25 protein-coding genes are annotated in these 24,173 nt (G+C 65.0%); 15 read left to right on the top strand and 10 right to left on the bottom strand.

What is annotated here, in order from left to right; translation table 11 throughout:
* Entirely contained in the window at positions 1-630 is a 630-nt protein-coding gene (locus tag AC1DYU_RS10445) for a DUF2239 family protein (RefSeq protein WP_476791557.1), read from the bottom strand.
* Positions 631-719: 89 nt separating this feature from the next.
* On the opposite strand from AC1DYU_RS10445, the gene AC1DYU_RS10440 reads away from it, so the two are divergent.
* Positions 720-1,055 carry a GIY-YIG nuclease family protein gene (locus AC1DYU_RS10440; RefSeq protein ID WP_476791556.1) on the top strand — a complete coding sequence of 112 codons (336 nt, stop codon included), beginning with the start codon at positions 720-722 and terminating at the stop codon, positions 1,053-1,055.
* Positions 1,056-1,057: 2 nt separating this feature from the next.
* Here AC1DYU_RS10440 and AC1DYU_RS10435 read toward each other — a convergent pair whose 3' ends face one another.
* From AC1DYU_RS10435 to AC1DYU_RS10420, 4 genes are all read right to left on the bottom strand, one after another.
* Positions 1,058-2,167 (bottom strand): NAD(P)/FAD-dependent oxidoreductase, encoded by a 1,110-nt coding sequence (locus AC1DYU_RS10435; protein ID WP_476791555.1) that lies wholly within the window; start codon positions 2,165-2,167, stop codon positions 1,058-1,060.
* Positions 2,168-2,180: 13 nt separating this feature from the next.
* Positions 2,181-3,353, bottom strand: a complete 1,173-nt coding sequence (locus AC1DYU_RS10430; RefSeq protein WP_476791740.1) for a M20 aminoacylase family protein — start codon at positions 3,351-3,353, stop codon at positions 2,181-2,183.
* Positions 3,354-3,425: 72 nt separating this feature from the next.
* The gene (locus tag AC1DYU_RS10425) at positions 3,426-3,815 is read right to left on the bottom strand and encodes a cupin domain-containing protein (RefSeq protein ID WP_158482872.1); all 390 of its coding nucleotides are present in this window, start codon (positions 3,813-3,815) and stop codon (positions 3,426-3,428) included.
* 145 nt (positions 3,816-3,960) lie between these two features.
* On the bottom strand, positions 3,961-4,929 hold the full coding sequence (locus AC1DYU_RS10420) for a pyridoxal-phosphate dependent enzyme (RefSeq protein WP_158482873.1): 969 nt from the start codon (positions 4,927-4,929) through the stop codon (positions 3,961-3,963).
* Positions 4,930-5,100: 171 nt separating this feature from the next.
* On the opposite strand from AC1DYU_RS10420, the gene argE reads away from it, so the two are divergent.
* Positions 5,101-6,261, top strand: a complete 1,161-nt coding sequence (gene argE / locus AC1DYU_RS10415) for an acetylornithine deacetylase (protein WP_476791739.1) — start codon at positions 5,101-5,103, stop codon at positions 6,259-6,261.
* Between the two features lie 127 nt (positions 6,262-6,388).
* Here argE and AC1DYU_RS10410 read toward each other — a convergent pair whose 3' ends face one another.
* On the bottom strand, positions 6,389-7,426 hold the full coding sequence (locus AC1DYU_RS10410) for an AraC family transcriptional regulator (RefSeq protein ID WP_476791554.1): 1,038 nt from the start codon (positions 7,424-7,426) through the stop codon (positions 6,389-6,391).
* 168 nt (positions 7,427-7,594) lie between these two features.
* Between AC1DYU_RS10410 and AC1DYU_RS10405 the strand changes: the two genes are divergently transcribed.
* The 7 genes from AC1DYU_RS10405 (at position 7,595) to AC1DYU_RS10375 (ending at position 15,750) form a co-directional block, all read left to right on the top strand.
* On the top strand, positions 7,595-9,169 hold the full coding sequence (locus AC1DYU_RS10405; protein WP_476791553.1) for a hypothetical protein: 1,575 nt from the start codon (positions 7,595-7,597) through the stop codon (positions 9,167-9,169).
* A 325-nt stretch (positions 9,170-9,494) separates the two neighbouring features.
* Entirely contained in the window at positions 9,495-11,096 is a 1,602-nt protein-coding gene (locus AC1DYU_RS10400) for an ABC transporter substrate-binding protein (RefSeq protein WP_476791552.1), read from the top strand.
* Positions 11,097-11,288: 192 nt separating this feature from the next.
* Entirely contained in the window at positions 11,289-12,272 is a 984-nt protein-coding gene (locus AC1DYU_RS10395; protein WP_476791551.1) for an ABC transporter permease, read from the top strand.
* A gap of 7 nt (positions 12,273-12,279) precedes the next feature.
* Positions 12,280-13,227, top strand: coding sequence for an ABC transporter permease (locus tag AC1DYU_RS10390; RefSeq protein ID WP_476791550.1), 948 nt, complete (start codon positions 12,280-12,282; stop codon positions 13,225-13,227).
* Complete coding sequence (locus AC1DYU_RS10385) at positions 13,125-13,775, top strand: HEPN domain-containing protein (protein WP_476791549.1); 651 nt, start codon at positions 13,125-13,127, stop codon at positions 13,773-13,775. Before AC1DYU_RS10390 ends, AC1DYU_RS10385 begins: the two co-directional genes overlap by 103 nt.
* Positions 13,772-14,758, top strand: a complete 987-nt coding sequence (locus tag AC1DYU_RS10380; protein ID WP_476791548.1) for an ABC transporter ATP-binding protein — start codon at positions 13,772-13,774, stop codon at positions 14,756-14,758. The genes AC1DYU_RS10385 and AC1DYU_RS10380 overlap by 4 nt, the downstream gene beginning before the upstream one ends.
* Positions 14,759-14,829: 71 nt before the next feature.
* On the top strand, positions 14,830-15,750 hold the full coding sequence (locus AC1DYU_RS10375) for an ABC transporter ATP-binding protein (RefSeq protein WP_476791738.1): 921 nt from the start codon (positions 14,830-14,832) through the stop codon (positions 15,748-15,750).
* Positions 15,751-15,758: 8 nt separating this feature from the next.
* Here AC1DYU_RS10375 and AC1DYU_RS10370 read toward each other — a convergent pair whose 3' ends face one another.
* Complete coding sequence (locus tag AC1DYU_RS10370; protein ID WP_476791547.1) at positions 15,759-17,006, bottom strand: peptide ABC transporter permease; 1,248 nt, start codon at positions 17,004-17,006, stop codon at positions 15,759-15,761.
* Between the two features lie 198 nt (positions 17,007-17,204).
* On the opposite strand from AC1DYU_RS10370, the gene AC1DYU_RS10365 reads away from it, so the two are divergent.
* The 4 genes from AC1DYU_RS10365 to AC1DYU_RS10350 all read left to right on the top strand — a co-directional run bounded on the left by AC1DYU_RS10365 (position 17,205) and on the right by AC1DYU_RS10350 (position 19,612).
* The gene (locus AC1DYU_RS10365) at positions 17,205-17,720 is read left to right on the top strand and encodes a DUF2478 domain-containing protein (RefSeq protein ID WP_476791546.1); all 516 of its coding nucleotides are present in this window, start codon (positions 17,205-17,207) and stop codon (positions 17,718-17,720) included.
* Positions 17,721-17,744: 24 nt separating this feature from the next.
* On the top strand, positions 17,745-18,638 hold the full coding sequence (locus AC1DYU_RS10360) for a formate dehydrogenase accessory sulfurtransferase FdhD (RefSeq protein ID WP_476791545.1): 894 nt from the start codon (positions 17,745-17,747) through the stop codon (positions 18,636-18,638).
* A gap of 150 nt (positions 18,639-18,788) precedes the next feature.
* A complete protein-coding gene (gene mobA / locus AC1DYU_RS10355; protein WP_476791544.1) occupies positions 18,789-19,415 on the top strand; it encodes a molybdenum cofactor guanylyltransferase MobA in 627 nt (208 codons plus the stop codon).
* A gap of 71 nt (positions 19,416-19,486) precedes the next feature.
* Positions 19,487-19,612, top strand: a complete 126-nt coding sequence (locus tag AC1DYU_RS10350; protein ID WP_476791543.1) for a hypothetical protein — start codon at positions 19,487-19,489, stop codon at positions 19,610-19,612.
* Positions 19,613-19,757: 145 nt separating this feature from the next.
* Here the strand turns inward: AC1DYU_RS10350 and AC1DYU_RS10345 are convergent, their stop codons facing one another.
* Positions 19,758-20,150: an SRPBCC family protein gene (locus tag AC1DYU_RS10345; protein ID WP_476791542.1), complete on the bottom strand. Its 393-nt coding sequence runs from the start codon at positions 20,148-20,150 to the stop codon at positions 19,758-19,760.
* A gap of 328 nt (positions 20,151-20,478) precedes the next feature.
* Between AC1DYU_RS10345 and AC1DYU_RS10340 the strand changes: the two genes are divergently transcribed.
* Positions 20,479-20,937, top strand: a complete 459-nt coding sequence (locus AC1DYU_RS10340) for a hypothetical protein (RefSeq protein WP_476791541.1) — start codon at positions 20,479-20,481, stop codon at positions 20,935-20,937.
* A 354-nt stretch (positions 20,938-21,291) separates the two neighbouring features.
* On the opposite strand, the gene AC1DYU_RS10335 is transcribed toward AC1DYU_RS10340, so the two are convergent.
* Entirely contained in the window at positions 21,292-22,419 is a 1,128-nt protein-coding gene (locus tag AC1DYU_RS10335) for an Mrp/NBP35 family ATP-binding protein (protein ID WP_476791540.1), read from the bottom strand.
* A 22-nt stretch (positions 22,420-22,441) separates the two neighbouring features.
* Positions 22,442-22,687, bottom strand: a complete 246-nt coding sequence (locus AC1DYU_RS10330) for a sulfurtransferase TusA family protein (RefSeq protein WP_476791539.1) — start codon at positions 22,685-22,687, stop codon at positions 22,442-22,444.
* A gap of 123 nt (positions 22,688-22,810) precedes the next feature.
* Here AC1DYU_RS10330 and AC1DYU_RS10325 point away from each other — a divergent pair, with 123 nt between their 5' ends.
* Entirely contained in the window at positions 22,811-24,151 is a 1,341-nt protein-coding gene (locus tag AC1DYU_RS10325) for a c-type cytochrome (RefSeq protein ID WP_476791538.1), read from the top strand.
* The last annotated feature ends 22 nt before the right edge of the window (positions 24,152-24,173 follow it).

Here is a 24,173-nt window from a genome sequence, read left to right as displayed (position 1 = left end):
TCAGACGGCCCTCGGAGCCGCCCATCCGAGACGATGGGCGTGGTTGCGGATATCGACCGGCCAGGCTGCGGTCTCCGTCTGGAACCGCGCTTCATCGCCTACGAAAAGCGCCCGGGACGCCTCCTCGAAGCCCGGCTGGTTTCCCGCCATCGCCGACATGAAGCGATAGGACGCCTCCCGTGCGAGGCGTAGGCGGCTTTGCCCGCCGTCACGCAGACGCGCTTCTTCCACCAGCCGCCGCAAGGCATGGGACGCGCCACCCTGTTGCGTCGCCAGCCAGTCCCAATGCCGCGGCAGCAAGGTGATCTCGCGCGCGACCACGCCGAGCTTGGGGCGGCCCCTGCCTCGCATTCCGTTCTCCGGCGCCGCTGTCCCTGCTTCAGCGACCGCAGCACTCGCGTCATGGAAAGCCGAATACCGCGCCTGCACGTCCTGGGCCGAGCCGCGTAGGTCGAGATCGATCACCGCGCCCGTCTGGTCGTCGAAGGTCACGATCGCAGCTTCGGGGTTCTCCGCGATGGCGGCCCGCACGGCGGCGGCGACATCTGCCAAAGCGCCCTCGGCCAACAGGTGATCGTCCTGAAATGCCCAGCAGGAGCGGGGTGGCGGCGACATGGTGTGCTCTGTCATGAATTTTGATCCGGATAAAAATCTTGCGCAATTAATACCCGGGTGATATTTGCCTGTCCAGTGAAAAGCGTTTTAGATGGACAGGGTGCATGACGAGTTTGGATAGGAGGGCTGCGCTTGCGGCCTACAAGGAACGCAAGGTCGCAGCTGGCATTTATCGGGTCCGTTGCCTCGCGAATGGCGAGATGTGGCTAGGTCAGACCCCCAACCTCGACAAGATCGAGAACCGCATCTGGTTCACGCTGCGCCAGGGCAGCCATCGCCATCGCGCGCTGCAGGAGGCGTGGCTGCTGCACGGCGCCGAGAGTTTCGTGCTGGAGACCGTCGAAGCGTTGGAGGAGGAGAGCGATCCCTATCTGCGGGACCGCATCCTGAAGAGCCGTCTTGCGCATTGGCAAGCGGAACTCGGCGCCGCCGTGATCTGAGATCAGCGGACCGCCAGCCGCTCGACCACGAGATCCGCGATCGCCAGCGAACTGGTCAGTCCCGGGCTCTCGATACCCAACAGGTTGACGAGCCCGGCGACGCCATGGACCTCCGGCCCGTCGATGCGGAAATCCGGCATCGGCTCGGTCGGCCCATGCAGCTTCGGCCGGATGCCGGCATAATCGGCGACGAGCGAGCCGTCGGCCAGTGCCGGCCAGTAAGTCCGGATCGCGGCGTAGAATTTCTCGGCCCGCTGGGGATCGACGACCAGGTCCTGGTCGTCATCGACCCATTCGACATCCGGCCCGAACTTGACCCGCCCGCCCATGTCGATGGTGGCATGGATGCCCAGCCCCGCCGCCTCGGGCACCGGATAGACCAGATGCGAGAAGGGCTGCTTGCCCAGCAATGCGAAGTAATTGCCCTTGGCGAAGGACTGCTTTGGAATGTGCTCAGGCGGAAACCCGTCGAGCGTCCGTAGCAGCCGCGGCGCGCCATGGCCGGCCGAATTGACGATCGTCTTCACCGAATAGGTCGTCGGGTCCTCGCCGCCGAAATCGACGCTGAAACCATCAGCCTCGCGCCGCCAGCCGGCGATCGGCGTATTCAGCGCCAGTGACCCTCCCGCCGCCTCGCATTCGCCGAGCAGCGACAGCATCAGGGCGTGGCTGTCGACGACGCCGGTGTCGGGGGAGAGCAGGGCGATCTCGCAGCGCACCTCCGGCTCCATCGCCTTGGCCTCGCCGGCATCGAGCCAGCGCAGCGTCTCGACGCCGGACGCCTGCGCCCGGGCCATGATCGTCTCCAGCGCCGGCTTCTGCGCGGCCGACGTAGCGACGATCAGCTTGCCGCAGGCCTTGTGCGGCAGGCCGCGCTCGCGGAGATAGATGTAGAGTTGCTTGCGCCCCTCGACGCAGACCCGAGCCTTCAGCGAGCCCGGCGGGTAGTAGATCCCGGCATGGATGACCTCGCTATTGCGCGCGGAGGTCTGCGTGCCGATGCCGTCCGCCGCCTCGGCGATGACGACATCGCGGCCGGCCAGCGCCAAAGCGCGAGCCGCAGCGAGCCCGACGACGCCGGCCCCGATCACCAGGCAATCGATGTCATGCATGTAGACGTGCCCCTCAGGTCCGGGCCGGCATCGCGGTCTCGATCAGGTTGGCCCAATAGGTCACGCCGACCGGGATCACCGCATCGTTGAACTCGTAGGCCGGGTGATGGAGGCCGGCCGAGTCGCCATTGCCGATATTGATGAAGGCGCCGGGGCGCTCCTCCAGCATGTAGGAGAAATCCTCCGAGCCCATGGTCGGCGGCACGGTGGTGTCGACGGTGCCCGGCCCGAAGGCGGCCTCGATCGTGCCGACCACGAAATCGGCCTGCGCCGCGTGGTTGAAGGTCACGGGATAACCGAGATGGTAGTCGAGTGTGTAGGTCATGCCGAAGGCGGTCAGGATGCCGTCAGTGATCTCCTTGATGCGCTTCTGCGCGAGCTCGCGCATCTGCGGCGTCAGCGTCCGCACCGAGCCCTTGATCTCGACCGTCTGCGGAATGACGTTGAAAGCCTCGCCGGCGAGCAGCGCCGTGACCGAGACGACGATCGAATCCAGCGGGTCGGCATTGCGTGAGGACACCGTCTGCAGGGCAGTGACGAGCTGGCAGGCGGCGACGATCGGATCGTTGACGCGGTGCGGCGCGGCGGCATGTCCGCCCTTGCCCTCGATCTTGAGGTGGATGCGGTCGGCTGCGGCCATGGTCGGGCCCTTGCGCACGTCGAACTGGCCGACGGCCAAGCCCGGCTTGTTGTGCATGCCGTAGACCTCCTGCACGCCGAAGCGGGTCATCAGTCCGTCGTCGATCATCGCCTTGGCCCCGGCGCCGCCTTCCTCCGCGGGCTGGAAGATTACGATCGCCGTGCCGTCGAAGTCGCGCGTCTCGGCGAGGTACTTGGCCGCACCGAGCAGCATGGCGGTGTGGCCGTCATGACCGCAGGCGTGCATCTTGCCCGGCACGGTCGAGCGATGCTCGAGATTGGTCTCCTCATGGATCGGCAGCGCGTCCATGTCGGCACGCATCGCGACGACCTTGCCGGAACCCTGGTTGCGACCCTTGATGACGCCGACGACGCCGGTCTTGCCGAGGCCGGCCACGACCTCGTCGACCCCCCATTCGGTCAGCTTTTGCGCGACGATGCCGGCGGTGCGGTGGACGTCGTACATCAGCTCAGGGTGACGGTGCAGATCGCGGCGGATCGCGGTGATCTCGGGATGAAGCGCGGCGATGAGTTCGGCTTTGGGCATCATGTCCTCGAATGTCGGGAGGTGGTCCGCAGGCGGCGGAGGCGCGGGTCTTGAAGGCTGGCGCAGGGCCGGTCAGGCATCAGCGGGAACGTAGCGGCGCGACAGCTCGTTGCGGTCGTCATAGGACGCCTCGAAGATCGCGGCGGCCAGCGTCGCGCGCACATGGAGCGTCTCGGTGCCGATGTTCTTGAAGCCGTGGCGGGCGCCGGCCGGGATCAGCACCGACTGGTTGGCGGTGACGACCATGGTCTGGTCGCGCAGATAGATTTCCGCCGTGCCGCCCATGACCTCAAGCACCTCCTCGACGGCATGGATATGCATCGGCGCGCCGAGGCCGGGATCGCAGAACTGCTCGAAGATGCAGAGCTGCCGGCTCTGGACGAGAGCCGAGACCCGCATTTCGGTCATCACGCCGTCGCGCCATTTGTCCTGCGGCTGCGTCTTGTGGTCGAGAATCGTCATGTCATCCCTCACAGTCTGTCCGCGCCCGCCGGAACGGCCCCCGCCTGATCGCGCGGGCACGGCAATATATCTTCCAGAACCCCGAACGCCGCGCAGCGTCAAGACATGGCGCCGCGACCCGGATGCGCGCCATCGGCACGTCAGCCTAGACCCCGAACTGCGTCCGCCAGGCGGCGATGTCGTCGAGCGCCACATTCGAGCCGCAGAGCACGAGGCCGACGCGCTCGCCGGGCTTGAACATCTCCTTGCGCGCCTGCGCTGCCGCGACCACGCAGGCCGCCGCAGGCTCCAGCAGCACGCGCCCATTCTGCAGCACCCAGGTGATCTCGCGCACGGCTTCCGCGTCGGGCACGACGATGATGTCCTCGATGAACTGGCGCGCTGCCGCCATCGTCCGCTCCGTCGCGAAGGGAGCGCCGAGTGTCCGGGCGATCGAGGTCGAGCGGATCGGAACCGGCTTTCCGGCCGCCAGCGCCTGCGTCATCGTGGTCGCGCCGTCCGTCTCGACGCCATGGATGCGCAGCGCCGGATCGAGCCCCTTCATTGCAGCGCCGACGCCGGCGGCAAAGCCGCCGCCGCCGATCGAGATGAAGACATGGTCGAGCCGGCCGCCGGCATCGTTGGCGAGTTCGAGCCCGAGCGAGCCATGGCCGGCGATGATCGCCGGATCGTCATAGGAATGGACATGGATCATGCCGCGTGCGGCGTAGTCGTCCGCCCTGGCGAAGGCCGAAATCGAATCCTCTGTGAGTTCGACTTCGGCGCCGAGCGAGCGGGCCATCTCGACATTGAACGCCGCCGCGTTCGCCGGCATCAGCACCAGCGCTCGCACGCCCATCGTCCTGGCCACCAGCGCTACCGCGATGGCATGGTTGCCGCCTGACACCGTGACGACGCCGCGTCCCAGCTCGGCCTCGCTCAGCGACATCAGCTTGTTGAAGCAGCCGCGTACCTTGAACGAGCCGCCGAGCTGCAGGCTCTCGACCTTGACCACGGTCTCGACGCCGAGCCGGGCCGAGAGGCCGGCGCTGTGATAGGTCGGCGTGCGCCTGATCTTGCCTGCGATGCGCGCCGCGGCGGCCTGGACATCGCCCAGAGTGACGTCGAAATTCATGCCTGCGCCTCTTGCTTCGTCCTCCCCTTATAGGGGCGCATTGCTGCTCACGGAAACGCGCCGTTGGCAGGCGGGCTGCGGAAGCCTACAAAATATATCAGAGACCGGCCGGAAGGCCGTCGGCATGAAACCTGCCTTGGGCCGCCTTTTCTGGAGAACCGCCTCGTGACGATGACACCCCAGAAGATGACGCCCAAGGAGATGCTGGCCAGGCTGGTTTCATTCAACACGGAATCGCAGCGCAGCAATCTCGACCTGATCCATTTCTGCCGCGACTACCTCGCGGGCCTCGGCGTCGAGAGCACGCTGGTGCCCAGCGAGGACGGGCAGAAGGCCAATCTTTACGCCACGATCGGCCCCAGGGTGGATGGCGGCGTCGTGCTCTCGGGCCACACCGACGTCGTGCCAGTCGCCGGCCAGGACTGGACCTCGGATCCCTGGACCCTGACCGAGCGCGACGGCAAGCTCTATGGCCGCGGCACCTGCGACATGAAGGGGTTCGACGCCATCGCGCTCGCGCTTGTGCCGGAGATGCTGGCGGCGCCGCTGAAGCGGCCGATCCACATCGCCCTGTCCTATGACGAGGAGGTCGGCTGCCTCGGCGCGCGCCTCCTGGCCAAGGCGATGACGGCGGCCGGGCTCAAGCCCTCGGCGGTGATCGTTGGCGAGCCCTCGATGATGCAGGTCGTCACCGCCCATAAGGGCGGCACCCGCATGCGCACCACCGTGCGCGGCCACGCCGTCCATTCCAGCCGCGTCGATGTCGGCGTGCCCGCCGTCATGATCGCCGGCGAATTGATCCACTGGCACAACGTCGTCATGGCGGAAAACAAGGCCCGCACTTCGCCCGACAATGGCTTCGAGCCGCCCTACACCACGACCCATGTCGGCACCGTCCAGGGCGGCACCGCCGTCAACATCACCGCCGAGCTCTGCAGCTTCGCCCATGAGGTTCGCGTCGTGCCGGGCGACGAGGGCGTCGATTATGTCGGGCGCTACAAGGCTAGGGTGGCCGAACTCGAGGCGCAGATGCAGGCGATCGCGCCCGAAACCGGCATCACGGTCGAGATCACCTCCTCGACGCCGCCGCTTGGCCCCGAGGTCGATGGCGCAGCCGAGGCGCTGGCCCGCCGGCTGACCGGCGACAATGGCAGTCATGTCGTGGCCTATGGCACCGAAGGCGGGCTGTTCCAGGGCGAGGGCTGGTCGACCGTGGTCTGCGGCCCCGGCGACATCGCCCAGGCGCATCAGCCCGACGAGTTCATCACCGTGGCGCAGCTCGACGCCGGGGCCGTCTTCGTGCGCGGGGTCATCGGGGAGTTGGCGCGGTAGGGTGTTGGGTGGGGTGAAGGACGTGACGACGCGAGCGCCTCGCCCTTGTTGCAGGCGTGGGGAGCTCTCCCTCCAGCGTCGTTCAGGCGGCAAATTCAGGTCTCGGCAACGTCGCCCGGCATGAGTTTCAACCGATTGGACGCCCTCTTGCCGCCTGCGTCGGTGTCTCGCCGAACCGGCGTTGGAAGGCGACAGAGAACCGGGCCATGTTGGTGAAACCGTATCGGCGGGCAACGATCGTCATCGCCACGTCCGAAGGGCCAAGAGCCAGTTCGTCGCGCGCCAGGTCGAGCCGGATTGCGTGCAGCACAGCCAGTGGTGTCTTGGCGCGGAAATGCTTGAACACCGCCGTCAAGGTTCGCAAACTGCATCCGGCAGCCGCTGCGACATCCGTCAGTTGGATCGGCTGCGTGGCTGAGGCGTGCATGAAATCCTCCGCGCGCCGAAGATAGGCAGGAACTGCACTCCCGGCTGTGTTCGCCAGCCGATCAGAATAGTTGTGTGCAGCGCCGCGCAGGGCCAGCGAGACCAGAAAGTCAGTGAAGGATGCAAGCGCCAGCGGGTTGCTGGCTATGCCGTCCTCGCGCTGGAACTCATCCATGACGAAGTCGAGCTGATGTTTCAGGCTGGCTACGAGCCCGTTGCTCCAATCGAGATGAGGCGCGAAATCGAGGGGTTGCTGCAGGCGGTCATCGAGAAGATGTTCGAGCGCGCGCTCCATCTCCGCCACCTTGAAGAACACGTTGGTTCGCGAATTGTCGTCGCTGATCAGGAGGCGGCCGCCCGGGCCAGGACGCCAGGCGAGGCCCGATCGGCGTGTGGCAACCGTGGATCTTCCGTCCTTTTCAAGACTTATGCGGCCAGCGAGCATCGTCGTGAAGCAGTAAAGCCCGCCGTCGTCACCATCGACTGAGACAGCCGTGGCGAAGCGGCTATCAGCGTAGCTCGCAAGGATCGTCCCAGCGTGGCGCGACGCAAGCGTGAAGATCGGCTGACTGAATCGCTGGCACCACAACGTGGGATCCCGCAATTCGTAGGTGTAGATGCGGCTTGATTGTGCGGCCCGTTCGGATACCTGAAACTGTCCGTTCAGCGTCTCTGGATCGCTGGCCCGGACGACATCGAACATCGCCAGCGCGCCGGGATCGATCATAGGCGCGGCCATCGATATCCCCAGTGCCGGCCATGTTCGCCTGAGCTTCAGCTTACTAGACAGATCCGGCAGCCGATAGACAGATCCGGCAGGAAAATACGGCTGGGCTCAGAATGCCGTCGCGCTCGGACGGCGCCCACGCCATAGGTCGGCCTTAGCTCTGAGGATCGAGGACGTACGATGGCCACCTACAACGTTGCAACGGGCTTCACCGTGCCGCTCACGATCAACGCTGGCGACATCCTGAATGTCCAAAAGGGTGGCAGCGTCGCCGTCACGGGGCCAGGCGCCAAAGCGATCACTGGCGCGGGGGGGACGAACACGATTTCGATCGACGGCAATGTCATCAGCGCTGGAGCGGGCACGCGTGCCATTGAACTGAGCGGCGCTGGACAGAAGCTCACGATCGGAGCAACAGGCTTTGTCTACGGCGAATATACCGGTGTGCTGCTTAACAATGGCGGTGCATTTGGCAATAGCGGGACAATTATCGGCGACTTTGAAAATGGCGTCGTCTCGTTTGGCACGACAGCCGACATCACCCTTTTCGCGACAAGCAATATCATGGGCCGTACCAACGGAATGACAGTCGGTGGCGTTCAAGGCATCAGTCTTGCTAACACTGGCGTAATCACGGGCCTGACCAACCACGGGCTCCTGATTGGACCCTCAATGAACGCCGTCATTTACAACGGCGGCAGCATATTCGGAAATTCTCTGGGCATCAGCATAGAATTTAGCGGCATTTATACTATCGTCAACACGGGCACCATAGTCGGATCTTCATTTAGGGCCGTCTTTGCAGAAGATTTTTCTTCTAGCCTTAATGTCACGAATTCCGGAACGATTTACGGTATTGCAGGCATATATTCGCTGGGCAACACGCTCGTGACTAACAACGGCTATATCTATGGCACCTCAGAAGCTGCGATTGTTCTTGGCGGGAACAACGATACGATCATCAATAACGGCTTTCTGCAGGGGCCGGCCGCTGTCGCAATGGGCGCCGGAAACGGCTTCTTCGACGGCCGCAACGGCTTGCAGTTCGGACAGGTCGTTGGCGGAGCGGGCAACGACACTCTGTTCGGCGGTGTTGGCGCCGATGACCTCGCAGGCGGTGACGATAACGACCAGTTGATGGGCGGCGGCAATCTCGACCGGCTCGATGGTGGCAACGGCTTCGACTTCACCCGTTACGACCTCGGAGGTGCCGTCACCATCAGCCTCGCCGATTCATCCGCCAATACGGGCGACGCCGCTGGAGATGTCTTCATCTCGATCGAGGGCGTCATCGGCTCGCAGTTCGCCGACGTTATCGTTGGCGACGGCGCCAACAACACGCTGCTAGGCTTGGGCGGCGGCGATGCCATTGCAGGCGGTGGCGGCATCGACACCATCCTCGGCGGCGACGGCATCGACATCCTGTTCGGGGAGGCCGGCAACGACGTCATCACTGGCGGGGCCGGCGGCGACGTCCTGCGCGGTGGCATTGGCTCCGACACCTTCATCTACAATGTCGGCGATGGCGGGGACTTCATTCAGCAGCTCAACGAAGGCGGCAACAAGGACTTCTTCGACCTGCGGCCTTACTTCGACACCATCGGCTACGCCGGCACCGCCCCACGCGCCGCTGGGCTGCTCCAGGTCCTGCAGAACGGCGCCGACACCGACGTCTATGTCCAGGGCAACTTCATGTTCCGCGTCGGCGGCGTCACCGCGGCCGCCATCGACGACAGCTACTTCCTGTTCCAGTAGCCGACGCGGCTCCCAGCTCCGGTCAAACCAGATCAAGGGCTTCGCCTCGTCTTGAGGGTACTCTTGCTGGATAGATTTGAACACAGGCCGACCACCCGTGCCGCGGGAGAGCTTCTGGTCGCTGCGGACCCTGCGTGCGGTCACCGCCGACCGTCCTTCACTATATACCTCCGGCAAATCCGCTGTCCTGCCGCAACATCGCGCACCGCCTGCTTCCACCCATGCATCCCGCGCGCATTCGACCCGTGACTCGCGCGTGGTCTGCCCCTAACATCGGCGGCTTGTCGGGTCCGGCGATCGATCGCCCAGAGGGAGGCATCACCTTATGAAACCTCGTTTTCTTCACGTGGCCGCCATCCTGCTCGGGGTCTCGACGCTGGCGCTGGGCGCCGCCGAGGCCCGGCCGCTGAAATGGGCGGCAGCGGGCGATGCCCTCACGATCGATCCGCATGGCCAGAACGAAGGTCCCACTACCTCGCTCAACCAGCACATCTACGAAAGCCTGACCGAGCGCGACCATGCCGGCAAGCTCCTGCCTCTGCTCGCCTCGTCCTGGCGGGTGCTGCCCGACGATCCGACGACCTGGGAGTTCAAGCTCGAATCGGGCGTCAAATTCCACGACGGCGCGGCCTTCACGGCCGATGACGTGGTGTTCTCCTATGAGCGCGCCATGCAGCCGACCTCCGACTTCAAGGGCTATCTGACCTCGGTCGAGAAGGTCAGCAAGGTCGACGACCTGACGGTCCGGATCAAGACCAAGGGGCCGAACCCGCTGCTGGTCAACAACACCTCCTCGATCCGCATCATGAGCAAGGCATGGGCCGAGAAGAACAACGCCACCAAGGCCCAGGATTTCAAGAACAAGGAAGAAAACTTCGCCGTCCGCAACGCCAATGGCACCGGCCCGTTCACGCTGGTCTCGCGAGAGGCCGATGTGAAGACCGTGATGAAGCGCAACGACGCCTACTGGAACAAGGCCAAGGTGCCGCTCGAGATCACCGAGCTGACCTTGGTGCCGATCAAGCAGGACGCCACCCGCGTCGCAGCGCTGCTCTCCGGCGAGGTCGATTTCGTCCAGGACGTGCCGGTGCAGGACATCGCCAGGCTCAAGACCCAGCCGAAGCTCAGGGTCAATTCGGGCGCCGAGAACCGCACCATCTTCTTCGGCATGGACGTCGCCTCCGCCGATCTGAAGGGCGACGATGTCCAGGGCAAAAACCCCTTTGCCGACAAGAAGGTCCGCCAGGCGCTCAACATGGCGATCAACCGCCCGGCGATCCAGCGCGTCGTGATGCGTGGCGAGTCGGTGCCGACCGGCGTCATCATGCCGCCCTTCGTCAATGGCTGGACCAAGGAACTCGACGCGGCGCCGCCGACCGACGTCGCCAAGGCCAAGGCGCTGCTGGCGGAAGCCGGCTATCCCGCCGGTTTCTCGACCACGCTGCACTGCCCCAATGACCGCTACGTCAATGACGAGGGTATCTGCCAGGCGGCCGTCGGCATGTTCGGCCAGATCGGCATCAAGGTGAACCTGGTCTCGCAGTCGAAGTCGATCCACTTCAACCTGATCCAGAAGAACCCGGCGGAGACCGAGTTCTACCTCGTCGGCTGGGGCGTCCCGACCTACGATTCCGACTACATCTTCTCCTACATGTATCATTCCCGCACGGGCTCGCAGGGCTCCTGGAACGCCACCGGCTTCAAGGATGCCGAGGTCGATGCGATGATCCAGTCGCTCTCCCGGGAGGTCGATATCCCCAAGCGCGACGCGACCATCGCCAAGCTCTGGACCCGGCTGAAGGACGAGACGATCTACCTGCCGATCCACCATCAGTCGCTGAGCTACGCGATGGGCACCGCGCTCGATATTCCCGTCGACGTCGGCAACAACCCGAAGCTCAAGATGGTGAGCTTCAAGGGGTCGTAGGCGTATCCTGCCTGCCCTCGTGAACCTGACCGTCATCCCGGACAAGCCGCGCAGCGGCGTCGATCCGGGATCCATGCCTGAGCCGTTCCGGCATGGATCCCGGGTCTCCGCTTCGCTTCGCCCGGGATGACGGCGTCTGTTTTGCAAGGACGGGCAGAATGGCCTTGTCGATGATCGGAAAGTAACCCCGCGATGCTCGCCTATATCCTGCGCTCGCTGATGCAGGGGCTGGTGGTGATGCTGGCCGTCGCCTTCATCGCCTTCTCGATGTTCCGCTTCGTCGGCGACCCCGTCGTCAACATGCTCGGCCAGGAGGCGACGCTGCAGGACCGTGCCGAGCTCACCGAGCGGCTCGGCCTCAACGACCCCGTTCCGCTGCAGTTCGCCCGCTTCGTGGCTGATGCGGCGCAGGGCGATTTCGGCATCTCCTACCGCCAGGGCCGCAAGGTCTCCTCGCTCATCCTGGAGCGCTTGCCTGCCACGGTGGAACTCGCGGTACTCTCGGCGATCTTCGCCTTCGTGCTGGGCGTCGCGCTGGGCGTCTACGCCGCGATCCGGCGCGACGGCTGGATCGCCAATCTCGTGATGTCGCTCTCGCTGATCGGCGTCAGCCTGCCGACCTTCCTGATCGGCATCGGGCTGATCTACATCTTTGCCGTCGAATTGCGCTGGCTGCCCTCTTTCGGGCGCGGCGACACCGTGGCGCTGGGCTGGTGGAGCACTGGCCTGCTGACCCTCAGCGGCCTCAAATCGCTGATCATGCCGGTGCTGACGCTCGGCTTCCTCCAGCTCACCTTGATCATGCGCCTCGTCCGCTCCGAGATGCTGGAGGTGATGCGGGCCGATTTCATCCGCTTCGCCCGGGCGCGCGGCATCCCCGAGCGCCGCATCGAGTTCCGCCATGCGCTGCGCAACACGCTGATCCCGGTCATCACCATCGCCGGCGTACAGCTCGGCGGCGTCATCGCCTTCGCCATCGTCACCGAGACGGTGTTCCAGTGGCCTGGGCTGGGCGCGCTCTTCGTCAACGCCGTGCAGTTCGTCGACGTGCCGGTGATGTCGGCCTATCTGCTGTTCGTGGCCTTCGTCTTCGTGCTGACCTCGCTCATCGTCGATCTCATCTATGTCGCGCTCGACCCGCGCCTGCGCAGCGGCAATCCGGCGATGGCGAAGTGAGGTCGAGATGAGCAGCACGCCCCTCCCCAAGCAGATCGCACCCGGCCGGCTCGCGCGCTGGTGGGATTCCGATCTCGCCTTCTCCTTCCGCTCCTCGCCGGTCACGGTCGCCGCCACGCTGCTGGCGCTGCTTCTGGTGCTGGCCGCGGTCGCGGCGCCGCTGATCGCCCCTTACGACCCCTTCGATCCCGCCTCGCTCGATCTCTCGGACGGCTTCTCGCGGCCGATGGAGCCCAACGAGATCACCGGCAAGACCTTCTGGCTCGGCTCGGATGCGCAAGGGCGCGACATCTTCTCGGCCATCCTCTACGGCTCGCGCGTCTCCCTGCTGGTCGGCGCCGCCTCGGTGCTGTTCTCGCTGGTCATCGGCGTCGGCCTCGGGCTCGTCGCTGGCTACCTCGGCGGCCGCACCGAGGCGCTGATCATGCGCGTCGCCGACGTCCAGCTCTCCTTTCCCGCGATCCTCGTGGCGCTGCTGGTCTTCGGCGTGGCGCGCGGGCTGATCCCGCCGGCCTTGCAGGAGCGCATGACGCTGCTCGTGCTCGTCGTCGCCATCGGTTTGTCGAACTGGGCGCAATATGCCCGCACCGTGCGCGGCTCGACCCTGGTCGAGAAGAACAAGGTCTATGTCGACGCCGCCCGGCTGATCGGCCTCAAGGCCTGGCCGGTGATGCTCAAGCACGTCCTGCCCAATGTCGCCGGCCCGGTGCTGGTCATCGCCACGATCAACCTGGCGCTTGCCGTCATCGAGGAGGCGACGCTGTCCTTCCTCGGCGTCGGCATGCCCCCGACGCAGCCCTCGCTCGGCACCCTGATCCGCTTCGGCCAGCAATATCTCTTCTCGGGCGAGTGGTGGATCCTGCTCTTCCCCTCGCTGGTGCTGGTGCTGCTCGCCTTGTCGATCAACCTGTTCGGCGACTGGCTGCGCGACGCTTTGAATCCAAAATTGAGGTGATTATGATTACTCTAAATCTTGAGCCTATTGATGTCATACTTCATTCACATAGTGTCTACAAAGATAGACATAGGAAAGATAATCCAGGAAAGTCAATTCCGCATAGGTTCGGAGCTGAGATATTCGCGAGCGCAATCGTTTTGATGTCAGCAATGATGCAATCATATGTAGAAGATGTATTTAAGAGTTCTGTAAAGAAGAAATTCTTGCATATTAAATCAGATGATGATGTCGAAAAATTCTGGAAATTGGTTGGTCATTGGGGCAATCCAACGAAAGACAATATAAACAGGCTTTTTCTTCGCGTAGGAATTATCAATTTGATGGAAGATTTTTGCTTTGATAGTGAAAATTGCAGTGAAGACATGAAATATCTAGGTGTGTTGAATACGATAAGAAATCGGATTGCTCACGGAAAAATAAACTTCGAATACCAAGTGGGAGGTGATGTTTTTAAGATGACTCAGGGTGAAGTTTGGAACTGGCGCTCGTTTGTCGATAATTTTGGCAAGAAATTCGAGGCGCATGTGGAAAATAAGCTCCGTTGAGCACTCCCGTCCTCTCCGTCCGCGACCTTACCGTCGAGTTCGTCACCCGCCGCGGCACGCTGCGCGCGCTGGATCGCATCTCCTTCGACGTCGCGCGCGGCGAGGTGCTCGGCGTCGTCGGTGAGTCCGGCGCCGGCAAGTCCGTGACGGGCTCGGCCATCATCGGCCTGATCGACCCGCCCGGCCGGATCGCCGGCGGGCAGGTCGTGCTCTCGGGTGAGCGGATCGACAACCTGGCCCCTGAGGCCATGCGAAAAATTCGCGGCAGGCGCATCGGCATGATCTTCCAGGACCCGCTGACCAGCCTGAACCCGCTCTATCGCATCAGCGAGCAGCTGATCGAGACGATCCGCGTCCATACCGATCTCAGCGCCGCGCAGGCCCGCGCCCGCGCCATCGCGCTGCTCGACGAGGTCGGCATCCCCGCACCCGAACGGCGCATCGACTCATATCCGCACGAATTCTCCGGCGGCATGCGCCAGCGCGTCGTCATTGCGCTGGCGCTCTGCGCCGAGCCGGATTTCATTATCGCCGACGAGCCGACCACCGCGCTCGACGTCTCCGTGCAGGCGCAGATCATCGCGCTCATCAAGCGGCTCTGCAAGGAGCGCGGCACCTCGGTCATGCTCGTCACCCACGACATGGGCGTCATCGCCGAGACCGCCGACCGCGTCGCCGTGATGTATGCCGGCCGCGTCGCCGAGATCGGCCCCGTCCGCGACGTCGTGAAAGCGCCGCTCCACCCCTATGCCAAGGGCCTGATGGGCGCGATCCCCTCGCTCGAAGGCGAGGCGAAACGGCTTGTCCAGATCCCCGGCACGATGCCGCGTCTCTCGGCGATTCCGCCCGGCTGCGCCTTCAATCCACGCTGTTCGCAGGCCTTCGCGCGCTGCCATGTCGAGCGCCCCGAACTGATTGCGGTTGGGGACCGCAAGGTCGCTTGCCATCTCTACGATGAGAGCAGTTCGGAGATCGCAGCGTGAGTGAAGCGCCCTTCGTCGAGGTCCGCGACCTGCGCCGCGTCTTCGACGTCTCGAAGCCCTGGCTCAACCGGATGCTGGAGAACGCGCCGCGGCAATATCTTAGGGCTGTCGACGGCGTCTCCTTCGACATCCGCAAAGGCGAGACCTTTGCCCTCGTCGGCGAATCCGGCTCGGGCAAATCGACGGTGGCGCGCATGGTCGTCGGTCTCCTGCCGCCCTCCGACGGCACGGTCACGATCGCCGGCGTCTCGATGAATGACGTCGCGGTCGCCCAGGAGCGCCAGCGCCTGCGCCGCCGCATCCAGATGATCTTCCAGGACCCTTACGCCTCGCTCAATCCGCGCTGGCGCGTCGGGCGGATCATCGCCGAGCCGATCCGCGCCTTCGACATCGTCGCGGGCGAGGCGGCGATCGAGGCTCGCGTCGGCGAATTGCTGACGCTGGTCGGCCTCCACCCCGACGACCGCATCAAGTTCCCGCATGAATTCTCCGGCGGCCAGCGCCAGCGCATCGCGATTGCCCGCGCGCTCGCCTCCAATGCCGAGTTCATCGTCTGCGACGAGCCGACCTCGGCGCTCGACGTCTCGGTCCAGGCGCAGATCCTCAACCTGATGCGCGACCTGCAGGAGCAGTTCGGGCTGACCTATCTGTTCATCTCGCACAACCTCGCCGTGGTCCGGCACATGGCGACGCGGATCGGCGTGATGTATCTCGGCCGCCTCGTCGAGGTCTCGGAGAGCCGCCAGCTCTTCTCGAACCCGCGCCATCCCTATACCCGCATGCTGCTCGACGCGGTGCCCGACCTCGCCATGACCGGAAAGTCGCGCGAAGGCGTGAAGGGCGAGATCCCCAACCCGATCAGCCCACCCGCGGGCTGCACCTTCCACCCGCGCTGCCCGCTGGTCTTCGATCGCTGCCGGGTCGAGGCGCCGCCGGTCATCGACGGCGTCGCGTGCCATGCCGTGAACCAGGGGCGCGAGGCGGCGGCCTGAAGCCAAGCTCAGGCGTTCGTGCCAGCCTTGGGGCGGCTGGTGCCGGCGGGCTTCAGCGGCAGCGGCGCGACCGGGCGATCGGTGCGATATTGCCCGCGCGCGATGGCGCCGAACATCAGCACAACCGCTGTCAGCGTCATCAGCCACCAGGGCTGCAAAGTCGCAAAGCCAAGCGCGCTGAGCGCAAACGCGGTGGTGAAGGCGGCAACGCCGCCGGCCGCCAGCGCGCCGGGCATGCGCCCCGCTGCGCGGATCGCGAAATACAGGCAGGACGAGGCGGCCGCCGCGCCGACGACGCCGAGTTCATACCAGGTCTCGAACAGCAGCGTCGTCGGCGCCGGTTGCGGCAGGGCGCCGATCATCCGGCCGCGCAGCACGGTGTCGAGCCCGTGTCCGGTGACGAGGCGGAAGGGTTCGCGGCTGACGACATCGGCCCAGATCGCCAGCGATTGCGCGAAGTCGCCCGATCCCTGCGGAAAGCTGGAGATGATCGGCATCGCCAGGAAGGGCAGCAGCGGCGCGATCAGCATCAGCCCGGCGATGATCGCGGCGATGATGCTCGAGGCCGTCTCGCGATCGGCGCTGACGGCCCCGAAGGCGACGGCCCCGCAGATCATCGCGACGGCTTCGCCGTCCTCGAAGCGCGTCAGCGCGAGCAGGCCGACGACGAGTGCAAGCCCGACCGCGCTCAGGCCCCGTTCGCGCGAGAGCAGCCAGGCCAGAGCGGGCCAGGCCATGATCAGGATGACGCTGATGCCGCGCTCGACCCCTGCATCGGTGTCGGCGTGGCGCAGTGCCGCGATCACGATCAGTGCCAGCGCGAAGGCCCCTGCAATGCCGGTGCCCAGCGCCGCGAGATTGAGATTCGAGGCGCGCATTCGCTCCGGCAGCGCCGCATTGCCGCAAAAGCCGAGCACGACGGCGAGCACGAGATTGCCGGCCTTCTCTGTCGCCGAGGCGGTGAAGGGGCTCCAGACCAGCGACAGCGCCGCCCAGCCGGCAAGGCCGATCAGGATCATGCCGGGCAGGCTCAGCAGCGAGCGCCTCAGCGTCGCGCCGAACCCGCGCGGGTCCTCGATCAGTGCCGCGATGACCAGCAGCACGACTCCGATCGGCGCGAGCACGACGGCGGCGCGGCGCGAGACCAGCGACGCGATTGGCAGCACGAGCGCCAGCGTGCCGAAGCCGATACGGCGCAGCAGCAGGGCCGCGTCGGCGGCGGGGTCGAGCGGGGTCTGGGCGCGGCGATGGGACATGGATTGAAAGACCGAACGAAGCTCTCCGCCGGAAAAAGCGCCGGAGAGAGAACGGTTTTACCGTAACCGGCCGGCGCGGGCGCGACTGTAGGGCCCGCGCAACACTGCGCCGGCATCTCGTATGACTCCGCCTGCGACGAAAGCGCTCTGGCCGCAGAAGCGCTTTCGTGGCGGGCATTTTCATGGGATGACGTCGTCATGACGCTGCTGGCCGCTATCCCCTATTCCTCCGGGTTCCAGATCGACGATTTCATGGCCGCTCTCGCGCTGCGTCTGAAGGCGCGCGGCCTGCGGCTGGGCGGCGTCGTGCAGCACAATGACGGCACCTGTGAGCAGGGCTGCCTGTCGATGGCGCTGGAGGATCTGGCCAGCGGGCACCGCTTTCCGATCAGCGAGAACCGCGGCGCGGCATCGACCGGATGCAGGCTCGACGCGAGCGGCCTTGCCGCGGCCGGCGGCGCGCTGACGGCTGCTCTGGCCGGCGGGGCCGATCTCTTCATCGTCAACAAGTTCGGCCGCCAGGAAATGCTGGGTCAGGGATTGCGCCAGGAAATCGCAGCGGCGCTGATGGCCGGCATGCCGCTGCTGATCGCCGTGCGGCAGGATTTCCTGGCCGCCTGGCGCGACTTTGCCGGCGACGACTGGACCGAGCTTCCCGGCGAGCCGGACCGGATCGAGGCCTGGGCGCTGTCGCTGGCGCGCGCTGACGCCTGACCGCCGCCGACAGGAGCAGTCATCATGGCGCAGGATATGAGCTTTCTCGACGATTACCTCGTCCGGCCCGATCCGCAGGCGCCGCGGCTGGGCGCGACCGTCTCCGGTATCGACCAGACCGGCGCCGCGGTCGAGACCCGCGTCGTCACCGAACGCGCGCTGACGCTCTATCTGAACGCGCAGGAGATCGTCACGATGATGACGATCGGCGACCACCCGGATTCCCTGGCGCTCGGCTATCTGCTGAACCAGAACATGCTCAAGCGCGGCGATGTCGTCGATGCCGTCGATTACGACGAGGAGCTCGAGGTCGTCGTGGTCCGCACGCCGGAGCGTACCAATTTCGAGGAGAAGCTGAAGAAGAAGACGCTGACCTCGGGCTGCGCGCAGGGCACGGCCTTCGGCGATTTGATGGAGGCGATCGACGAGCTCGAGTTGCCGAAGGCGCAACTGCGCACGAGTTGGCTCTATGCGCTGACGAAGAAGATCAACACCACGCCTTCGCTCTATCTGGAGGCCGGGGCGATCCATGGCTGCGTGCTCTGCGAGGCCGACAAGCCCTTGGTCTATATGGAGGATGTCGGCCGGCACAACGCCGTCGACAAGGTCGCCGGCTGGATGTTCCGCAACGATGTCGATCCGGCGAAGATGATCTTCTACACCACCGGTCGCCTGACCTCGGAAATGGTGATCAAGACCGTGCGCATGGGCATCCCCGTGCTGGTCTCGCGCTCGGGCTTCACCGAATGGGGCGTCGAACTCGCCCGCAAGGCCAGTCTCACCCTGATCGGCCGCGCACGCGGCAAGCGCTTCGTCGCGCTGGCGGGAGAAGAGAACATCGTCTTCGACCAGGATCCTGACAGCGTCGAGGAGGAGGGCGGCAGGAGCCGACGCAAGGGCGCTGATCGCGATGACTGAGCTGCGTTGTCATTCCGGGGCGATCCGCAGGATCGAACCCGGAACCCACGACTGGGTTCGATTATCTGACGGCGTTGTAAAGCGCTCACCCAGTCGTGGGTTCCGGGTTCTTCGCTGCGCGAAGCCCCGGAATGACAAGGTAGGATCAAAATGAGTGCCCCTCCCACCCTCGGCCTGCTCCTCGCGGGCGGTCTCGCGCGGCGCATGGGCGGCGGCGACAAGCCGCTGCGGACCATCGCAGGCAAGACCATCCTCGCCCATGTCATCGAACGCCTAGCGCCCCAATGCGAGAGCCTGCTGGTCAACGCCAACGGTGATCCCGCCCGCTTTGCCGACTACGGCCTGCTGGTCGTCGCCGACCGCGTGCCCGATTTTGCCGGCCCGCTCGCCGGCATCCTCGCCGGGCTCGACTGGATGGCGGCGAACCGACCGGAGCTGGACTGGCTCGTCAGCGTCGCCGCTGACACGCCCTTCATCCCGCATGATCTCGTCGCCCGCCTGCATGCGGCGCGGGAAGCGGAGAGCGTCCCGCTCGCCTGCGCCGCCTCGGGTGGCTGGACCCACCCCGTCATGGGGCTCTGGCCGGTGTCGCTGCGCGAAGATCTGCGCCATGCCCTGACCGTCGAGGACGAGCGCAAGATCGACCGCTGGACCGCCCGCCATGGCTGCGCCAGCGCGGAATGGCCGGCCGAGCCGGTCGATCCCTTCTTCAATGCCAACAAGCCCGATGATCTGGCCGAGGCCGAGCGCCTGTTCGCCAGCCTGCCGCGCGCTTGATCCCGCCCGCGCCCGTCGCTATCTCCTAGGGATAAGGACAGCTTATCGCTGCCAAAAATTGGGGGAAGACCATGAAGTCATTCATCGCCGCCGTTGTCGTCGCCGCGATCGTCGCATTTGGGGCGAGCATCGTGCTCAACGACTTCTTCCAGAAGCCGGTCGAGGTCGCCTTCTCGACGAGCGGCGTCAGGCTCTGAGCCTTTCGCGAGCTGCTGAACCGCTCCGTCATCCCGGGCTTGACCCGGGATCCATCGGAGGGCTCCGGCGCTCTAGGATGGATCCCGGAGCTCCGCTTCACTGCGTCCGGGATGACGATCAGTTTCCGAGAAAAATGAAGCTGCGCTAGTCCTCCAGCAGCGCCTTCAGCGCCACCAGATCGCGTGCCACCATCGCGGCGTCGCGCGCCATCTCCTCGTCGGACATCTCGCGCTGGAACAGCGTGAAGACGACCTCGCTGCCGCTGCCATTGGCCAGGACCCGTAGCGGGTTCAGCATCGCCGGGGCTTCCGGCGGAATCACTGTGTGATCCAGGACGCCGTAGGGGTTGGGCTCGCTGAAGGCGATGCGCATCGGCCCCATCGGCGTCTGCGCCGACCAGACCATCCCCTCGACATGGCTGAAGCTGTGGCCGAGCCCTTCGGCCCATTTCGGGAAGTTCAGCGGCTCGGCAAGGAAGGCGTAGACCTCGTCGAACGGCCGCTCGATCGTGATGCTGATATGGCGAATTTGGCTCATAGACATGGTCTTGCCCCCAAATCTGTAGAACAAATGAAGAACATTCGATTGCCTGTCAATCGCGCTTTAGATTGGCACTCAGGAAACTCCCGCCTGCGATCATGCGGTAGAAAGGTGAAATTCCTGAATTCGGCCGACGGAGCGCGTGAGGACTCGTTAACCATGACTCTTCACAAATCGGAGGAAGATCGGCACGAAAGGGATTTATGCGCGTAGCACGATCCGTGCCAGGCGGTTTTTGCGTCGACTCCATTAACCATGACTCCGGAATCCTGATCTGGCACTTACCGGACTTGTGGAGCAGACTTCACTGTGCTAAGAGGCGTCCATGAACTCGCGAACCTCCATCCACGAACTCATCGGCGCTCGCCACAGAGAACTCACTCTGCGCGTAAAGCAGTTGAGATCAGAATTGGTGGAGGCTGAGACCGAGTTGGTGGCTACATCTGCGGCAGCGGAAGCCGTGGGGCTCGATCTGAATAAGGAACATAGAATCGATCAAGCTTCAGAAAATATCGAGCCTGAAAATGAGCCACCTTATAAGCTAATGAAGCCGATATCTTTGAAGACAATGAAACAGGCAGCGCTTGAAATATTAGAGAAGGAGCCGAACGGCCTGACATCTAGCGAAATTATTGAAGTCATGAACCATCGCTTTCGGATGCCATACCCGCGCTCAAGTCTAAGCCCTCAATTGAGTCGGCTAAAACATGAGGGCGCTGTCGTTCAATATAGCGGCAAATGGCTACTCCCAAAATATGCAAACAACGTCTCCGCCGAAAAGTAACCCAGTTTGTCGACTAACTGAGGCGAATGAGAGTTGCTTCCTAAGTCGAAGCGCGGGGCACGATGTCCGCGCCGCCTACCCCGACTGCAAAAGGCCGTGCGCCCGTTGCAGTCGGCAGCCCGAGGCAAAGCTCGGGCATCATGTGGTCTGACGGTCCACAGAAAATACGGCGAGGGTGCGCATGGTAAGCCCTCGTCGAAATTCGGAGGCGAAATGGAACCTCCAATAGTACGCCGCGTCGCCGAGTTGCAGCTTGGCGACGCGGCAATGTATCAAAGCATTGATCCAAAGGCAAGATTCGACCGCTATTGGCCGCGTGCCGTTGCTAGTTAGTTGCCGAATTTCGCTTGGCTGTCACTCGATCACGATACGCGGCGCTGCCCGGACGGTTCCGCCAGCGAGCGAGGCCATGACCTGCCGCGCGATCATCAGATAGGCCTTGGCATGGGCCGAGTCCGGGTCGCTCGCTACGATCGGCCGGCCGGAATCGGAGGTCTCGCGGATCGGCATGGCCAACGGGACCTCGCCGAGGAAGGGCACGCCGAGCCGTTCCGCCTCATGCCGCGCGCCGCCATGGGCGAAGATGTCCGAGCGGTGGCCGCATTCCGGGCAGATGAAATAGCTCATATTCTCGACGATGCCGAGGATCGGCACCTCGACCTTCTTGAACATTGCGACGCCGCGCCGCGCATCGAGCAGAGCCAGATCCTGCGGCGTCGAGACGATGACGGCGCCGGCCAGCGGCGTCTGCTGCGCCATGGTGAGCTGCGCGTCGCCGGTGCCGGGCGGCATATCGACGACGAGCACGTCGAGCTCGCCCCAGGCGACCTCGCGCAGCATCTGGGTGATCGCCGAGATCACCATCGGCCCGCGCCAGATCATCGGCGTCTCCTCGTCGATCAGGAAGCCGATCGACATGATCTTGAGGCCATAGGCCTCCATCGGCGCCAGCGTCCGGCCCGAAACCAGACGCGGCTTGCCGGTGATACCGAAGATCTTCGGCACGGAGGGACCGTAGATGTCGGCGTCGAGCACGCCCACCTTGAGGCCGAGCGTCGCCAGCGCCACCGCGAGATTGGCCGTTGTCGTCGATTTGCCGACGCCGCCCTTGCCCGAGGCCACGGCGATGATCTGCTTGACGCCGGGAATGCCGGCGGCCTTCGGCGTCGGCCCGCCGGGGCCGGCCGCAGGCCGCTGCGCCTGCTGGCGCGCCTGCATCCCGGCTGAAGGAGCCGCCTTGTCGGCGGTTAGCCCGACCAGAACCTGCGTCACGCCGGGCAGGCCGGAGATGGCGCTTTCGGCCGCTTTTCGCACTGGCTCCATCGCCGCTGCCTCGGTCGCGTCGATGCCGATCGCGAAGATCACCTTGCCGCCATCGATCAGGATATTGGCGACGCGTCCCGATGCCGCTAGCGATTGTCCACTCGCCGGCAGCTTCACGAGTTCGAGCGCGCGCAGGATGTCGGCTTGGGTCAGGGCCATGATGGCGCCTCCGTGCTGCGGCTCAGGCCGTGGCTGCTTGCGGGTTGGCCTTGCGGATATGGAAGACGAGCAGGTCGCCCTCCCGGCCATGATGCTCGATCGCGTCGCCGGTCTCGCGCATCAGATTGGGAATGTCGATCGCTGCCATCGGATCGGTGCATTCCACCAAAAGCAAGGCACCCGCCTCGGCGGTTTTCAACGCCTTGCGCACCCGCAGCGCGGGCAGGGGGCATTTCAGGCCGCGCAGGTTGAGAGAGATCGAAGACATGGGCCGTATCGGTTCGAGTCCGGTGCGCTTCATATGATGGCTTTCGCGCTGGGGGCAACCGCGCTTGATCCTTCTCCACTCGGGGGAGAAGGTGTCAGCGAAGCCGGGTCGGATGAGGGAAGCATGACTGCGCGCCGTTTGTCCTTCCCTCATCCGTCTCGGCTCGACCGAGCCACCTTCTTCTCCGAGGGGAGAAGGAAGATCGCTTTTGTCCTGCTGGCCCTGGCGCTGATCTCTCCCGCCTCCGCCCAGGAACTGCGCGGCCATGGCGGTCCGGTGCGTGCGGTCGCGGTCTCTGCCGATGGCCGCTTCGCCATGACGGGCTCCTTCGACCAGTCGGCGATCCTCTGGAGCCTCGCCGATGGCACGGCCGACGCCGTGCTGCGCTTCCATCAGGGCGCGGTGAACGCCGTCGTCGCCATCCCGGGCCTCGGTTTCGCGACCGGCGCGGAGGATGGCCGGATCGCGCTCTGGCGCGGAAACGCCGCCGAACCGGTGCGGGTTCTCCAAGGCCATAAGGGGCCGGTCGCGGCGCTGGCGGTCTCGGCCGATGGCGGAATGCTCGCCTCGGCGTCATGGGACGAAACCGTGCGCGTCACCACGCTCGGCGACGGCACCGCGCGGGTTCTCGAAGGCCATAGGGGTCCGGTCAACGGCGTCGCTGTCCTGCCGGGTGGCGGCATCGTCAGCGCGGGTTACGACGCGACGCTGCGGATCTGGCCGGCCGATGCCGGCGCCGAGCGCATCGTCACTCTGCCGGCACCACTGAACGGCGTCGTGGTCGCGCCCGATGGCGAGATCGCGGTCGCGGCCGCCGATGGCAGGCTGCGGCTGTTCGGGCCTGACGGCGAGGCGCGCGCCGAGATCGAGATCGGCCAGACGCCGTTGATCGCGCTGGCAATCTCCATCGATGGCGCCATCATCGCGGCCGGTGGTCTGCGCGGCCAGGTCGCGCTGGTCGATCGCAAGGCGCGCAGCATCCGCGCGACGCTGGTCGGCCCGGGGCTGCCGGTCTGGTCGCTCGCCTTCCTGCCGGATGGAAGGCAGCTTCTTTCGGGCGGCACCGACAGGTTGGTCCGGCGCTGGAACGCTGTCACCGGCGAGCATGTCGGTACGGTCGTGCCGCGCGCTGGTCCGGATGTGCTGGCGGCGTTTAATGGCGAGCGCGGCGCGCATGTCTTCCGCGCCTGCGCCGCCTGCCACACGCTGACGCCTTCGGACGGCAACCGCGCCGGCCCGACCTTGCACGGCCTCTTCGGCCGCAAGATCGCCAGCGCCCCGGGCTACGCCTATTCCGACGCCTTGAAGGCGATGGACATCGTCTGGACCAAGGAGACGGTGGCGAAGCTGTTCGAGATCGGCCCCAGCGCCTACACGCCCGGCACCAAGATGCCCGAGCAGACCATCGGCTCGGTGGACGACCGGCAGGCGCTGGTCGACTGGCTGGAGAAGGCGACGCGCTGATCCGCTGAGCGTCATTCTCGGG

This window comes from Allobosea sp. P2_B12, from assembly GCF_056404835.1.
This window is presented reverse-complemented; position numbering and strand designations above follow the sequence as displayed.

Excerpts from the sequence above, each read along its gene's own strand:
- AC1DYU_RS10445 (WP_476791557.1), bottom strand. The coding sequence starts at position 630 with ATGACAGAGCACACCATGTCGCCGCCACCCCGCTCCTGCTGGGCATTT.
- AC1DYU_RS10350 (WP_476791543.1), top strand. The coding sequence starts at position 19,487 with ATGAAGTCATTCATCGCCGCCGTTGTCGTCGCCGCGATCGTCGCATTT.
- AC1DYU_RS10405 (WP_476791553.1), top strand. The coding sequence starts at position 7,595 with ATGGCCACCTACAACGTTGCAACGGGCTTCACCGTGCCGCTCACGATC.
- AC1DYU_RS10440 (WP_476791556.1), top strand. The coding sequence starts at position 720 with ATGACGAGTTTGGATAGGAGGGCTGCGCTTGCGGCCTACAAGGAACGC.
- AC1DYU_RS10370 (WP_476791547.1), bottom strand. The coding sequence starts at position 17,006 with ATGTCCCATCGCCGCGCCCAGACCCCGCTCGACCCCGCCGCCGACGCG.
- AC1DYU_RS10375 (WP_476791738.1), top strand. The coding sequence starts at position 14,830 with ATGCTGGAGAACGCGCCGCGGCAATATCTTAGGGCTGTCGACGGCGTC.
- AC1DYU_RS10345 (WP_476791542.1), bottom strand. The coding sequence starts at position 20,150 with ATGAGCCAAATTCGCCATATCAGCATCACGATCGAGCGGCCGTTCGAC.
- AC1DYU_RS10430 (WP_476791740.1), bottom strand. The coding sequence starts at position 3,353 with ATGCCCAAAGCCGAACTCATCGCCGCGCTTCATCCCGAGATCACCGCG.
- AC1DYU_RS10360 (WP_476791545.1), top strand. The coding sequence starts at position 17,745 with ATGGCGCAGGATATGAGCTTTCTCGACGATTACCTCGTCCGGCCCGAT.
- AC1DYU_RS10410 (WP_476791554.1), bottom strand. The coding sequence starts at position 7,426 with ATGGCCGCGCCTATGATCGATCCCGGCGCGCTGGCGATGTTCGATGTC.
- AC1DYU_RS10420 (WP_158482873.1), bottom strand. The coding sequence starts at position 4,929 with ATGAATTTCGACGTCACTCTGGGCGATGTCCAGGCCGCCGCGGCGCGC.
- AC1DYU_RS10325 (WP_476791538.1), top strand. The coding sequence starts at position 22,811 with ATGACTGCGCGCCGTTTGTCCTTCCCTCATCCGTCTCGGCTCGACCGA.
- AC1DYU_RS10395 (WP_476791551.1), top strand. The coding sequence starts at position 11,289 with ATGCTCGCCTATATCCTGCGCTCGCTGATGCAGGGGCTGGTGGTGATG.
- mobA (WP_476791544.1), top strand. The coding sequence starts at position 18,789 with ATGAGTGCCCCTCCCACCCTCGGCCTGCTCCTCGCGGGCGGTCTCGCG.
- AC1DYU_RS10425 (WP_158482872.1), bottom strand. The coding sequence starts at position 3,815 with ATGACGATTCTCGACCACAAGACGCAGCCGCAGGACAAATGGCGCGAC.
- AC1DYU_RS10365 (WP_476791546.1), top strand. The coding sequence starts at position 17,205 with ATGACGCTGCTGGCCGCTATCCCCTATTCCTCCGGGTTCCAGATCGAC.
- AC1DYU_RS10390 (WP_476791550.1), top strand. The coding sequence starts at position 12,280 with ATGAGCAGCACGCCCCTCCCCAAGCAGATCGCACCCGGCCGGCTCGCG.
- AC1DYU_RS10400 (WP_476791552.1), top strand. The coding sequence starts at position 9,495 with ATGAAACCTCGTTTTCTTCACGTGGCCGCCATCCTGCTCGGGGTCTCG.
- AC1DYU_RS10340 (WP_476791541.1), top strand. The coding sequence starts at position 20,479 with ATGAACTCGCGAACCTCCATCCACGAACTCATCGGCGCTCGCCACAGA.
- AC1DYU_RS10435 (WP_476791555.1), bottom strand. The coding sequence starts at position 2,167 with ATGCATGACATCGATTGCCTGGTGATCGGGGCCGGCGTCGTCGGGCTC.
- AC1DYU_RS10330 (WP_476791539.1), bottom strand. The coding sequence starts at position 22,687 with ATGTCTTCGATCTCTCTCAACCTGCGCGGCCTGAAATGCCCCCTGCCC.
- argE (WP_476791739.1), top strand. The coding sequence starts at position 5,101 with ATGACACCCCAGAAGATGACGCCCAAGGAGATGCTGGCCAGGCTGGTT.
- AC1DYU_RS10335 (WP_476791540.1), bottom strand. The coding sequence starts at position 22,419 with ATGGCCCTGACCCAAGCCGACATCCTGCGCGCGCTCGAACTCGTGAAG.